Origin of the sequence: Vibrio sp. ArtGut-C1 (assembly GCF_002105475.1) — a bacterium.
Classification (GTDB): domain Bacteria; phylum Pseudomonadota; class Gammaproteobacteria; order Enterobacterales; family Vibrionaceae; genus Vibrio; species Vibrio diabolicus.
This window is the reverse complement of the sequence record NZ_NCTH01000025.1, coordinates 13,310-26,034: the sequence shown is the minus strand read 5'-3', so window position 1 is coordinate 26,034 and position 12,725 is coordinate 13,310. Positions and strand designations below refer to the sequence as shown.

Here is a 12,725-nt window from a genome sequence, read left to right as displayed (position 1 = left end):
GTGAGAATCGGATGCTCATCAAGCTCGCATGGCGAAATCTATGGCGGCAAAAACGGCGGACATTGTTAACCGCTTCTGCGTTAGCTCTTGTTCTGTTTCTCTCCTTACTGACTCGAGCGTTCCAAGAAGGAAGTTACTCCTCAAATATTAAAAACGCTGCGAAGTTCTATACGGGATTAATTCAGCTACAACATCCCGATTTTGGGGACTCCTCTAGCATTGATGATGTCCTTCCACAAACGCCTGCGTTCATTGCATCTGCCAAAAATAATCCTGATATCGACATCGTTCTGCCGAGAATTGAGTCATTTGCGCTTGCCGCCAAAGACGAACGATCCAAAGGCGTGATGGTGCTCGGCGTTGAGCCTGACGCTGAAGATAGCTACTCCAGCATTAGTGACAAAATCGTACAAGGGCGCTTTATTGCATCTGGACAAAACTCGGTGCTTGTTGGTGAGGGCTTGGCAAACTACCTTCATTTGAACGTTGGTGATGAACTGGTGTTGTATGGTTCGGGTTATCGTGGTCAAACGGCGGCTGGACTGTATCAGGTGTCCGGTATTTTGCACTTTCCTTTGCAGCAGTTAGATTCTCAGTTGGTCTACATGCCTCTTGATACCGCACAAGCGTTGTATTCGCTTGATAACCAAGTCACCGCATGGGTCCTTAACACGCAAAGTTTACGCGTGTTGCCTGACATTGTTAAACAACTAAAGCGCCAGTACGGGAATGGCGTCTCAGTAAAAAGCTGGCAGGAGCTGTCGCCAGAACTTTCTCAACAGATAGCCTTGGACAAAGCGGGTGGGATCTTTTTGATCTATATCTTGTACGGCATTGTTGGTTTTGGCCTGTTTGCCACGATTTTGATGATGACGTTAGAGCGCCAGCGTGAATTTTCGGTGATGCTCGCGACGGGTATGTTGCGCAGCAAGCTTATGGGGCTCGTCGCCATTGAATCGATGTTTATCTCCGTTATTGGTCTTGTGCTCGGTGTCTTGATCAGCGCGCCTGTGCTTGCATATTTCTATATCAATCCGATTGAGATTACAGGCGATGCTGCACAAGTGATGCTGGAGAGTGGCTTTGAACCAATCGTACCTGTTTCGCTAGAGCCGTATTTGTTAATTGATCAAATTCTTGTCGTTCTCGTTATTTTATCGTTATGTCTGATGTATCCGATGGCTAGACTTCTTCGCTTGCCCATTGCTAGTGGGCTAAAAGGAGGCGCGCATGTTGATTAAATTGGCGTGGCGTAACTTATGGCGAAACAAGCTCAGAACTTCCATTATGCTGGGAGCGATGGTGTTCGGCTTAATGGGCGTTGTTGCCATGATTGGATTCATGAACGGTTTGGTCGACAGCATGATCAAAAACGCGATTGCGTGGCAAACCAGCCATCTACAAGTGCATCAGAAATCCTACCTTAATAATCCTGACCTTAGTGACACAATAAATAATTATCAAACGATAACGACCGCTTTGGCTGCACATCAAGATGTTAAAGCGGTATCGGCGCGATTTCTTGCTGATGGCATGATTGCTTCTGCGCGCAGTACGAGAGGCGTTCGGATCAATGGCATCAATATTGAACAAGAGCAAAGTATCACACCGCTTACAAGCCATGTGATAGACGGAGAATGGTTAAACGAAGTGGGAAGAAACCCCATTCTTGTTTCGCAAAAAACCGCAAATCGGTTGAAGCTGCGTGTTGGATCGAAAGTGGTTTTAACATTATCTGACATCAAGGGTGATGTATCTGGCGCAGCTTTTCGCGTTCGAGGTATTTTTAAAACGCCATCCACCACGTTTGATGACGGTAATGTCTACGTTCGTAAAGTCGATCTCGAAACAATCGCAGGCTTGTCGGGTGCGCATGAAATTGGCGTTTTGTTGAACTCCAACGAGACTGAACAGCTAGAAAGTGCAGAGGCATTTACGTTATCAATATTGCCACAAGCCAACCGTGAACAATTGGTCGTGAGAAAATGGCAAGAAATACAGCCTTTACTCGCAACAATGATGAGCTCAATGGATATCTCTAACCAAATTATGTTGGTCGTTTTCGTACTTGCCATGACTCTCGGAATCATCAACATCATGCTGATGTCAGTTTTTGAAAGAACGAGAGAGTTTGGGGTGTTAATGGCGGTTGGCATGCAGCAGCATAAAATTCGCACACTGATTATTTTGGAAACGCTATTCCTTGGTTTGAGTGGTTGCGCGCTAGGGTTATTAGGAAGCGCAGTCATGTTGAAAATACTGAGTATTACTGGCCTATCGCTTGGCGCACTTGCTGATGGGTTAGGTGCTTATGGCGTCGATACCTTGCTTTATCCAAGAGTGTCGTTTTATGAATATCAATTGATTATTGTGGCTATTTTTGTCGCGAGCTTATTTGCGGCTCTGTATCCAGCAAGGCAAATTCTCAAGCATCGACCTGCGGATGCCATGGCGGAGAAAACGTAATGACGATTAAATTGGAAGGCTTATCCAAGACGTACAACACAAAGAGTGACTTCCCGGTACATGCGGTTCAGAACGTAGATTTGGAGATCAAGCAAGGTGAGTTTGTCGCTATTATGGGACCTTCTGGTTCAGGGAAAACGACGCTACTAAACATGTTGGGCGGGATCGATTCTCCTACATCAGGACGCGTGGAAATTGATGGATGCTTAATCTCTGATATGTCAGAAAAAGAGTTGATCGCTTATCGACGCGATAACATTGGCTTTATCTTCCAAGATTATAGTCTGCTCCCCGTACTGACAGCTCTTGAAAACGTCGAGTTTGTTATGCAATTGCAAGGGAAAACAGAAAGGGAATGTCGTGAACGCGCCAGCGCGCTACTGCAACAGGTTGGATTATCACAGCAGATGCATAAACGTCCGAGTAAAATGTCTGGAGGCCAACAACAGAGAGTTGCGGTTGCAAGAGCATTGGCACCAAAACCAAGGTTTGTAATGGCAGATGAGCCTACCGCCAACTTAGATGCAAAAAGTACAGCCGAGCTGCTTGATATCATGGAACAACTCAGTGAAAAAGAAGGCACGACATTTATCTTTTCTACCCATGATCCTAGAGTTATTAAGCGCGCACATCGAATCATAGTATTTGAGGACGGGCGTTTGGCACGAGATTTTGCCAACATTGATAACACCATAGAGAAGAGCCATGCGTGGTAGAGTAGAAGGCGTGAGCTTACTATCCAAGTTATTGCGGCTTTTTTTTGCGTTAAGTCCTGAGGTAATTTGCATTAAAACTAATGCCAGCATACCGGGTTTGGAGCCTGAAAAAGCATGGGATATCAATGGCTATGTGAAATACATGGCGACCTATAGTATGCCTGACGAGCAGGGTAATACCCTTGACCATCTACTCCATAACCGGATTAACGTTGAATATCGCTTTTCTCCTGAATGGCGAATAAATCTTGGTATCAGGAATAGAGCATTGTGGGGCGATGCGCTTGAGATTCCTCGATATGCAGAACTCGTGGCGCTTGATAATGGGTATTTTGATCTAAGCAAAAATTGGCGAGAAGATAATGCAATCCTCAATACCCAACTGGATCGACTCTACGTCTCTTGGAGTGACCAAGATTGGAGTGCAAGGTTAGGGCGGTTCCGGGTCAATTGGTCAATGAACACCATTTGGAACCCAAACGACATCTACAACGCCTATTCTATTTACGACTTTGATTACGAAGAGCGGGCGGGCACCGACGCTGTCATGGTGAGTAAAAAACTTGGGTTTGCCGACGGGTTAGATCTCGTTTTCTCTCCGTCAAAGCAGTCTAAAGAAAACAGCACGTCACTACGATATTTCTCCAACGTTTCTGGTTGGGACTATCAAATCATTGCGGGTCGATCTCGGCAAGACTATATTCTTGGAGCAGGGTTCGCGACTGATATCTATCAAGCCGGGTTTCGAGGCGAGTTAAGCTGGTTTGATCCTATTGATACAAAGCATCAAGGTCAGCCTACTGAGGATACGACAGTCGCTAGTTTGGAATCAGACTACAGTTTTGGTGGTGTGCGTAACTGGATGGTGAGAGGTGCTTGGTTGTTTATTTCTGAACCAAAGCCAGCGAGCAGCGCATTAACTTACCTAAACCTCCCTCTCTCTGCGAAAACCTTGAGCTTCACGGAGCATACTGTTTATGCCGATGCTAGCTTCGACTTAACGGCGCTCAACCGCGTCACCTTATCGGCTAGTTACTATGATGATGGCTCTTACTTTGCTGGATTATCCAGCAGCTATTCGCTCAGTAATAATTGGCAACTGCTAACTGTAGTTCAACATTTTAACGGTACGGACGGCAGCTTATTTGGAGAAACACCTGCAACTTTGGTGTTTGCTAATATCCGGTATAGTTACTAGAGACGCCTTTCATTTAGCTGCTATCCCTAAATAATGCAATCAATCACAAATAATGCCTTGTTCTGAAGTTGTTTTTGATACAAGCATTTAACATTTTTGTAAACATCGTTATATTTAAGGCTCATCGTTGTCAGGAGTTTATGGATGAACCTTACGATATCAGGGAAGTTGCAGCTCAGTTTTGTGCTGCTAGCCGTACTTTTTATGGCATCAGCGGTATTCACGTATCGCAACGTCACCACCGTAGAGCAATACGCCTCTTCGTTACTTAAATCTGATCTACCGACCGTCGACACCAGTCGCGGTATCCAACAGTCCGTTCAAGCGTCGCTGTCTTCTATTCGAGCCTACATGTTGTTAGGTGGCGATGAAGAGGCGAGCGCACGTCTGAGTGAGGACGTGCGCAATATCATGGCATCTACAGACGAGTCGCTTCCGACTTTGCAGGCTTTGATCTCTGAACAGGATTTTCAAGCGATTCAAAGCCAGTGGGATGCGGTCAAAGTCTCTTTAAACAAGTTGATTGAGCTCAGCCACAGTGATGAGAACTTACCCGCGCACAACCTCTTTATTAACGAAGCGGCACCCATTGCAGAAGTGGCACTTGATCAGCTTCAAAGCTTAATCAATGAAGAGTCAGGAAACCCATTTGGTGGAGACAGAAAACGTCTGTTTAAAGTCTACGCCGACAGTTATACCTCGCTCGCCAATGCTCTGTCTGCTCTGCGAGATTTCCTGTTGTACGGGCAGCAAGATCATCTGGACAAATACCACGACTTGATTAAGTACCACAATCAGTCTGTGGCGGAAATCGACAGCAAACTCGACAGACTGACTGATAACGACCAATCACTGTGGTCACTGTTTAAAGAAATGCAGCAACTGTACTTTCCTTTAGCAGAGCAGGTAATTGCATTGCGTCAGTCGCCAGAGTGGAACGAATCAAACTTGCTGATGGCGAACGAACTGTTGCCAGCAGCGGATGCCCTAGACCAAAGCTTAGAAACGATCGTATTGGCTCAGCAAAGTCGTGCAGATCAAAGCGGACAGGGTATCAATCAGTCGATCAAGAACGTACTCACCACCATGTTGATTGCAGCGGCATTGGTTTTGTTTGCCGCAGTAGCGATTTCAAAATACATGGGCAATACCATTGGTCGCCGAGTGAAAAACTTATCGGAGCGAGCTAAGACGATCGCTTCAGGGGACGTTTCTCAGCCTCCGCTCACTGTTGTTGGGAAAGATGAATTGGTAGACCTTACCGATTCGATTAACCGCATGAACCAATCGTTAGCGAGCATCGTGGCTGGGGTGAGTGAGAAAGCGCACCAAGTGGATACCAGTATGGGGGCTTTGTTGGAATCGGCGCAAGTCACCTCATCGAATGTGGAACAGCAACAGACTAGCATCGTTGAAATGGGAAGCCAATTGGATGAAATCGCTTTGGCCGCGCGTAACACCCTAGATCAAGCCAATCAATCAGTGCAGAAGCTTTCTGATTCAAAAGGCGAGATTGAACAAGGTCGTGATGCTTTAGAGCAGAACAAAGTCACCATGGAAAGCTTGCACGGCAGCATTGAAACCGCGAGTACGCAAGTGACACAGCTAAGCAAAGAGAGCGAAGCCATTGGTCGAGTGACGGAAGTAATTGAAGGTTTGGCAGAACAAACTAACTTATTGGCATTGAATGCCGCGATAGAAGCGGCGCGTGCGGGCGACCAAGGACGAGGCTTTGCGGTTGTGGCGGACGAAGTACGTATGTTAGCGACTCGCACCACTCAATCGACGACAGAAATCAACGGCATCATTAATGCGATTCAACGCTCGACCAATTCGGTGGTTGAGGAGATTGAACACAGCCAATCACTTGCGGAGCTGGGCGCGGAGCACATTGAAAAAGCGGTAACTCGTTTGCTCGTCACTACTGAACAAATTGGTTCTTTGAATGAACAAATGACAGAGCTTGCGGCAGCGGCAGAGCAGCAATCTCATGCGACCAACTCGATCACTGGATTGATGTCCGATATTACTCAATCAGTGGATGAGGTTTCGAATAACAGCCAACGTGCATCAGAGACATCATTGCAAGTAAAAGAACAAGTTACCGAGCTGAATCAACAGATGGCAACTTTCAAAACGGCGTAGATAAGGTTTACATCGTTCATCGACTTTTGAACGTTAACCAAATAGTAAAAAAGCCCCAATCCTTTTTACACTAAAAGGATTGGGGCTTTTTGTTGGATGATACGCCGATATTCGTCTACTTGCTCATTGGATTTAGCTATTTAAATCATAGCTAAAACCAAATTTTCTTCACCGAGCCGGAGTCGTAATATGACTCCATCGGCAGCAAATACTGCAAAAGAATTTTTAAACTTTATACCAATCCCGGTAAGAGAATCGTTCGTTACTACGATTGGTATCATCCTTCTAGGAGCAAGATTATGAACAAACAAGTAAGCCTAATTGGTCTAGACAGCGAACAATCAGCACAACTAGCTCAACAGCTAAATCAACTGCTAGCGCATTACCAAGTGTTGTATATGAACTCTCGCGGTTACCACTGGAACATTAAAGGTGCGCAATTCTTCGAACTGCACGTAAAATTTGAAGAGATCTACACGGATCTGCAAACAAAAATCGATGAGCTTGCAGAGCGTATTCTAACTTTGGGTCATACGCCAGCGCACGCATTCAGCAACTACTTGGAAGCAAGTGAAATTAAAGAACATCAAAACGCGACTTCTGGTAAGGAGTGTGTACAAGGTCTGGTTCAAGGCTTTAGCGTTCTACTTCTAAAGCAGCGTGAGATTCTACAAAACGCGGGTGAAGCAGGCGATGAAGGTACCGCGGCATTGATGGGTGACTACATCCGTGAGCAAGAAAAATTAATGTGGATGCTTAACGCTTACCTACAAGGCTAAGCGACGCATCACCCGAGCACTCACTTGGGGGCGCATAAATAAATCGGGAATAAGTCAAAGGAGCACGCGAGTGCTCCTTTTGTTTATGAAAGTGCCTAGTTAGTCGTGAATGTGCTTAAAAGACTGAAAATGTTCGAGTAAATCGGTCAGCTCTGTTACAGCAAGAGAGGCGGAGTCGTGGAATTGTGCAGTCGTATTGTGGTGAACAAGGCAGGATGGCATTTGGGCGTTGTATGCGGCTTGTAGGTCATAAAGGAAATCGCCCACATAAAGTACTTCATCTGGCATTAATCGCCACTCTTTGGCTAGGACTTGGAGCGATAAAGGATCAGGTTTTGCTGGGTAGCATTCACGAGTGAGGACATGTTCAACATCAATTCGGTTATGTTCCAACTTACGCTGCGTAGCGATCAAACAGTTGCGCGTTACTATCGCGGTTTTAACTTTATGCTGATGTAAGTATGCCAAAAGCTCGTGGCAACCCAGCATCGGAGATGATTGCTCAGCATCAGAAATTTCATGATCAAAGATAACATTATGGGCATGCTCTCTCTGATGTGGATGGTCAAGCTTATCAACAAAATCCAATAAATCTTCGTTTTGTGGACAGCCTAGTTGCTGACGAAGATCTTTGAAGTTCATATCGGAGCTAACGAGTGTATTGTCTAAGTCGAAAATAACGGCTTTGACTCTTTCAAGTTTTAATGGAAAAGGAACCATGATGACCTCGTACGACTTAAACCAAGCTATCTTTCTAAAAACAAAAGGTTATTGTTAATTTTAGATTCAAACGTGTTACTTGTACGAAAATAAATCACTGATACGTCACAAATTAAATAGTCTCAATAATGTTGGTGTTTGATTACTTCTCTTCAAGACGGAAAATTTTGCCTGTATCTGTTGAAAAATAGACATAGCCATCCGGACTGATGGTGATATCTCTGACTCGCTCGCCAAGATTCTCCATTAATCTTTTTGATTCGGTGAGCTTGCCATTCTCAATAGAAACCACGTTGATGTGCGCCAGCTTCAAGGCACCGGCGAGGATTTTTCCATCCAACTCTGGGTACTTATCACCACGATACACCACCATATTGCTTGGCGCGATAGACGGAATATAAACCAACTTTGGGTCTTCCATATTCGGTAAGCTTTTCGCTTCTCCAACGTCTAACGGTCCCCAATACTCTTTACCCTGAGAGACTTTTGCCCAGCCGTAGTTTGCACCTTTCCTAATCAGGTTGATTTCATCACCACCACGAGGGCCATGTTCAATCGACCAAAGCTGTTTTGTTGCTTTGTCGTAAAACATGCCTTGTGGGTTACGGTGCCCGTAACTCCATATTTCAGGGCGAGCCTCAGAAGTCTTGAATGGATTATCTTGTGGTACCGAGCCATCAAGGTTGAGGCGAAGAATAGTGCCTGCATGGGTTTGAGTGTCTTGCCCATTATCACGTTCGCCACGGTCCCCAATTGAGAAGTAAACCTTGTCATCGACAAACGCAATACGGCTGCCGTAATGACGGCTGGTGTCCGTGATGGCGTCGGCGACAAAGACGTCTTTCCAATCCACAAGTTGATTGTTTTTCAATTGTGCGGTCGCTAAGGCCACAGTATTTCCTTTATCGGTACGTTTGCTGTAAGTAAAGAAAAGTTGTGGATTTTGTGGAGCGGTATTCGGCACTAGAGCTACATCTAATAAACCAGCTTGCCCACTGGTGCTCACATTCGGTACTTTGAAGAGGATTTGCTGTTTTCCCGAAGCAATATTAAGTAATGAAACGGTGCCGTTTTTTTCATTCACGATCATTTGTTGCTTATCGAGAAATTCAATTCCCCATGGGATTTGAAACCCATTGGCAACCTCATTAGCACGATATTCCGCAGCATCGATAGAAAAAGCTAGGCAAGCGAGTAGGGTTGCAGTGATAGTTCTCATGGTTCCTTCCAATATGAATCCAAGATACTTAAAAACTAACACTAAAAGAGGACGTTTGGCAGGGTATGCGAACATAAAAAATCCCCAATACGAGATCGGGGATTGAATTAAGACTAGAGAATTGTTTACTTAGCGAGCCTACATCGCTTCTTCGAAGATCTTAGAGATCTCTTCGTGCGTTGCTTGTTTCGGGTTGGTGAAACCACAAGCGTCTTTTAGCGCGTTGTCCGCTAAGGTTGGGATATCTTCTAGCTTCGCACCAAGCTCTTTAATGCCTGATGGGATGCCGACATCTTTAGCAAGCTCAACGATAGCATCAATGGCCGCCGCAGCACCTTGCTCTGCTGACATACCTTCAACATCAACACCCATTGCTTTAGCAACGTCACGTAAACGCTCTGGACATACTTGGGCATTGTAACGTTGTACGTGAGGTAGAAGAATTGCGTTACATACACCGTGTGGTAGGTCGTAGAAGCCGCCTAGTTGGTGCGCCATTGCGTGAACGTAACCAAGAGATGCGTTGTTGAATGCCATACCTGCCATGAATTGTGCGTATGCCATTTGCTCTCGAGCTTCAAGGTTTTCACCGTTTTTCACTGCTGTGCGAAGGTGAGCTTGAATCAGTTCAATTGCTTTGATTGCTACCGCGTCAGTGATTGGTGTCGCAGCGATAGATACGTAAGCTTCAATCGCATGTGTTAGCGCATCCATACCTGTTGCGGCAGTAAGAGACGCAGGTTTAGCAAGCATCAATTCAGGATCATTCACTGACATCAATGGTGTTGTGTGTTTGTCCACAATCGCCATCTTAATGTGGCGCTCTTCATCTGTGATGATGCAGAAACGCGTCATTTCAGAAGCAGTACCAGCCGTTGTGTTGATTGATACGAGAGGCAGCATTGGTTTTGCGGATTGGTCAACGCCTTCGTAATCGCCGATCTTGCCGCCGTTTGACGCCACTAAAGCGATACCTTTTGCACAATCGTGCGGTGAGCCGCCTCCGAGTGAGATAACGAAGTCACATTCGTTTTCTTTTAATAAAGCTAAGCCATCATTAACGTTGGTGATAGTAGGGTTTGGTTGAGTGCCATCGTACACAACGGTTGCTACGTCGCGTTCAGTGAGAAGGTCTTGAACTTGTTTGACTACACCGATTTGGTTAAGGATCTTATCCGTAACGATCAAACCTTTTTTAAAGCCTTGAGATTGGATGCTGTCTGCTGCGTCTTTTAAACAACCAGCGCCCATTAGGTTTACCGTAGGGATAAAAAATGCACTTGTCATATTGGATAGCTCCGTCGTTATTTTTAATAATCTTTCTTAATTTGCCATTTACTGTCGCACACTCGTTTCCAGATTGAAGTTGATCTGAAGCAAGTTTACCTATTTAGAGGTATTTGCAAGAGAAAAACTGTGACAGTGATCTTGTTGCACAGCGTATAGGTGCAACACAGATATAAAGTAGAACAAATATGAAACCAGTGACGCAATCGATTGGCAAAAATTGATATCTAATACGGATATATCTCTAAATTAGACTAAAGTATAAAAAATCCCCATTAATAACTTAACTATCAATGGGGATGGGAGGTAGGTTTATAAGTTATCTATCAATAATTAGGCAATATCAATCAGCTTTGATACTAACTTTTCGATACCTGATGCCGCTTGAGAGATATTCTCTGCCAACATATAAGCTGGGGTTGATAGAACGAGGTGTGTTTCATCAAAAACGATATCCTCGACAGAGCAAGTGATGTGCTCACCGCCCATTTGATTAAATGCTATCGAGATCGCTTCATCGTTGCCTACGGTGCCTTTCACGCCTTGATCATAAATCATCGGAATAATGACAGGTGAAATACACAGATAACCTGCTGGCTTTTTCGCATGAGCGAATGCGCGACATGCTTGAGCTACGTGTGTATTAATCGAGCACTCAGCTCCTGATACTGCGAAGTCAGTGAGGTTTTTAGCGGCACCAAAACCGCCAGGTAAGAGTAGGGCATCAAACTCATCTGGGTTTAATCTTGCAACATCATCAATATTGCCACGTGCAAGGCGTGCAGATTCCACCAACACATTTCGTGTTTCGTCCATCTCTTCGCCAGTTAGATGATTAATCACGTGTAATTGATCGATGTTAGGAGCAAAGCAATGCCATGATGCACCTTCTTTTTCAATGGCATGGAGTGCTAATACGGCTTCATGTAGTTCTGTGCCATCGTAAACACCTGAACCACTGAAGATAACTGCGACTTTTTTCATTTGAGAATTCCTTTAGTCTGAGGTTTCCGTTTGTTGCTCTGTTTCTTTTAGATGTTGAGTGCTCGAATCAGTTTCGGCGATTTCGCTACCGTCGTCTTCTTCATCATAGTAGCGCACAACAAAAGGTGTAAGCATAACACTCGAGGGCAGAAAATGTTTCATATCGACTCCAACTGCGTAATGGAGTGATTTTTATACTGATTTTTATAAAACAGTACGTTGAACCTGATCATTTTTGAGTTAAGCTGATGTTTCCTTTGGCATTCGTGAGTGGTAGGTCACATGAAATCAGTGCAATTTCGTTTCACACTTTATGGTTGTATTGCCATCCTCTCTTGGAGTTGCTTACTTGGCATTGCCAGGTTAGTTACCGAGAGCCTAGGTCCCGTGGGCGGGGCGGCCATGTTGTACTCTCTCAGTTCTATTTTCCTTCTTATCGTAGTTGGCATTCCGAAGTTATCGTACTTTTCTCCAAAGTATCTCATGCTTGGTGGCGCGATGTTCGTTTGCTATGAAATATTTCTCGCTTTATCTCTGGGATATTCCAACTCGCGTGCGCAGGCTATTGAAGTGTCGATTGTCAATTACCTTTGGCCAGCACTCACCGTTTTGTTTGCGGTTTTAGGCAGTAACAAAAAAACAAACTTGCTGCTTTATCCAGCGGTTGCGCTGGCGTTTATCGGAGTCGCGTGGACGGTGAGTGGTGAGAATGGCTTATCCGTAACTCAGATTATGTCAAATGTCAGTAGTAACCCTTTGGTTTACTTTATGGCTTTCGCAGGAGCAGTTATATGGGCTTTTTATTGTAATTTAACCCAGAGGCAGCAATCCAAACACAACGCGATTACGTTGTTTTTCATTGCTACTGCTGTTTCGTTATGGGTGAAATATGCGTTTGCTGATGAGCCAGAGATGACTTTTTCATGGGAAGCAATGGGCTACCTTTTGGCTTCTGCGGCACTGATGGCTGGTGGTTATGGTTTGTGGAACATCGCGATTGTTGGCGGAAACATGGTCTTTCTTGCGACACTTTCTTACTTTACGCCCATTTTCTCTGCGCTATTTTCTTCCATTATTCTTGGTGTGACGTTGAGCCCGAGCTTTTGGCAGGGGGTTGTGATGGTTACGGTGGGCTCTTTGCTTTGTTGGGTAGTCACCAAGGAGAAGCGTGAAGCTGCAGGTTAAACCAAAATTATCTGGTTTTATCTTTG

At 44.9% G+C, this 12,725-nt stretch carries 12 protein-coding genes; 7 read left to right on the top strand and 5 right to left on the bottom strand.

The annotated features are described in order from the left end of the window. Positions 1-11: 11 nt before the first annotated feature. The 6 genes from B7360_RS18535 (at position 12) to B7360_RS18510 (ending at position 7,304) form a co-directional block, all read left to right on the top strand. Positions 12-1,241 (top strand): FtsX-like permease family protein, encoded by a 1,230-nt coding sequence (locus B7360_RS18535; RefSeq protein ID WP_085344316.1) that lies wholly within the window; start codon positions 12-14, stop codon positions 1,239-1,241. Further along, positions 1,231-2,466: an FtsX-like permease family protein gene (locus B7360_RS18530; RefSeq protein ID WP_085344315.1), complete on the top strand. Its 1,236-nt coding sequence runs from the start codon at positions 1,231-1,233 to the stop codon at positions 2,464-2,466. Before B7360_RS18535 ends, B7360_RS18530 begins: the two co-directional genes overlap by 11 nt. Then, positions 2,466-3,182, top strand: coding sequence for an ABC transporter ATP-binding protein (locus B7360_RS18525; protein ID WP_085344314.1), 717 nt, complete (start codon positions 2,466-2,468; stop codon positions 3,180-3,182). Before B7360_RS18530 ends, B7360_RS18525 begins: the two co-directional genes overlap by 1 nt. Next, positions 3,172-4,380, top strand: coding sequence for a hypothetical protein (locus B7360_RS18520; RefSeq protein ID WP_085344313.1), 1,209 nt, complete (start codon positions 3,172-3,174; stop codon positions 4,378-4,380). The genes B7360_RS18525 and B7360_RS18520 overlap by 11 nt, the downstream gene beginning before the upstream one ends. 144 nt (positions 4,381-4,524) lie before the next feature. Then, positions 4,525-6,525, top strand: coding sequence for a methyl-accepting chemotaxis protein (locus B7360_RS18515; protein WP_085344312.1), 2,001 nt, complete (start codon positions 4,525-4,527; stop codon positions 6,523-6,525). Positions 6,526-6,824: 299 nt separating this feature from the next. Continuing rightward, positions 6,825-7,304: a Dps family protein gene (locus B7360_RS18510; RefSeq protein ID WP_085344311.1), complete on the top strand. Its 480-nt coding sequence runs from the start codon at positions 6,825-6,827 to the stop codon at positions 7,302-7,304. Positions 7,305-7,403: 99 nt separating this feature from the next. Here B7360_RS18510 and B7360_RS18505 read toward each other — a convergent pair whose 3' ends face one another. From B7360_RS18505 to B7360_RS25040, 5 genes are all read right to left on the bottom strand, one after another. After that, positions 7,404-8,024, bottom strand: a complete 621-nt coding sequence (locus B7360_RS18505; RefSeq protein ID WP_046873693.1) for an HAD family hydrolase — start codon at positions 8,022-8,024, stop codon at positions 7,404-7,406. Positions 8,025-8,166: 142 nt separating this feature from the next. Next, the gene (locus B7360_RS18500; RefSeq protein ID WP_085344310.1) at positions 8,167-9,243 is read right to left on the bottom strand and encodes a PQQ-dependent sugar dehydrogenase; all 1,077 of its coding nucleotides are present in this window, start codon (positions 9,241-9,243) and stop codon (positions 8,167-8,169) included. Between the two features lie 138 nt (positions 9,244-9,381). Further along, positions 9,382-10,530, bottom strand: coding sequence for an L-threonine dehydrogenase (gene yiaY / locus B7360_RS18495; protein ID WP_005391135.1), 1,149 nt, complete (start codon positions 10,528-10,530; stop codon positions 9,382-9,384). A 333-nt stretch (positions 10,531-10,863) separates the two neighbouring features. After that, on the bottom strand, positions 10,864-11,514 hold the full coding sequence (elbB, locus tag B7360_RS18490; protein ID WP_046873691.1) for an isoprenoid biosynthesis glyoxalase ElbB: 651 nt from the start codon (positions 11,512-11,514) through the stop codon (positions 10,864-10,866). A 12-nt stretch (positions 11,515-11,526) separates the two neighbouring features. Continuing rightward, a complete protein-coding gene (locus B7360_RS25040; RefSeq protein ID WP_164673231.1) occupies positions 11,527-11,676 on the bottom strand; it encodes a hypothetical protein in 150 nt (49 codons plus the stop codon). Between the two features lie 120 nt (positions 11,677-11,796). Between B7360_RS25040 and yddG the strand changes: the two genes are divergently transcribed. Then, positions 11,797-12,699 carry an aromatic amino acid DMT transporter YddG gene (gene yddG, locus B7360_RS18485; protein WP_085344309.1) on the top strand — a complete coding sequence of 301 codons (903 nt, stop codon included), beginning with the start codon at positions 11,797-11,799 and terminating at the stop codon, positions 12,697-12,699. The last annotated feature ends 26 nt before the right edge of the window (positions 12,700-12,725 follow it).

What these genes read in the sequence shown, in the direction of transcription:
- B7360_RS18535 (WP_085344316.1), top strand. Translation starts at nt 12, where the DNA reads ATGCTCATCAAGCTCGCATGGCGAAATCTATGGCGGCAAAAACGGCGG.
- B7360_RS18515 (WP_085344312.1), top strand. Translation starts at nt 4,525, where the DNA reads ATGAACCTTACGATATCAGGGAAGTTGCAGCTCAGTTTTGTGCTGCTA.
- B7360_RS18530 (WP_085344315.1), top strand. Translation starts at nt 1,231, where the DNA reads ATGTTGATTAAATTGGCGTGGCGTAACTTATGGCGAAACAAGCTCAGA.
- yiaY (WP_005391135.1), bottom strand. Translation starts at nt 10,530, where the DNA reads ATGACAAGTGCATTTTTTATCCCTACGGTAAACCTAATGGGCGCTGGT.
- B7360_RS18500 (WP_085344310.1), bottom strand. Translation starts at nt 9,243, where the DNA reads ATGAGAACTATCACTGCAACCCTACTCGCTTGCCTAGCTTTTTCTATC.
- B7360_RS18520 (WP_085344313.1), top strand. Translation starts at nt 3,172, where the DNA reads ATGCGTGGTAGAGTAGAAGGCGTGAGCTTACTATCCAAGTTATTGCGG.
- elbB (WP_046873691.1), bottom strand. Translation starts at nt 11,514, where the DNA reads ATGAAAAAAGTCGCAGTTATCTTCAGTGGTTCAGGTGTTTACGATGGC.
- B7360_RS25040 (WP_164673231.1), bottom strand. Translation starts at nt 11,676, where the DNA reads ATGAAACATTTTCTGCCCTCGAGTGTTATGCTTACACCTTTTGTTGTG.
- B7360_RS18510 (WP_085344311.1), top strand. Translation starts at nt 6,825, where the DNA reads ATGAACAAACAAGTAAGCCTAATTGGTCTAGACAGCGAACAATCAGCA.
- B7360_RS18525 (WP_085344314.1), top strand. Translation starts at nt 2,466, where the DNA reads ATGACGATTAAATTGGAAGGCTTATCCAAGACGTACAACACAAAGAGT.
- B7360_RS18505 (WP_046873693.1), bottom strand. Translation starts at nt 8,024, where the DNA reads ATGGTTCCTTTTCCATTAAAACTTGAAAGAGTCAAAGCCGTTATTTTC.
- yddG (WP_085344309.1), top strand. Translation starts at nt 11,797, where the DNA reads ATGAAATCAGTGCAATTTCGTTTCACACTTTATGGTTGTATTGCCATC.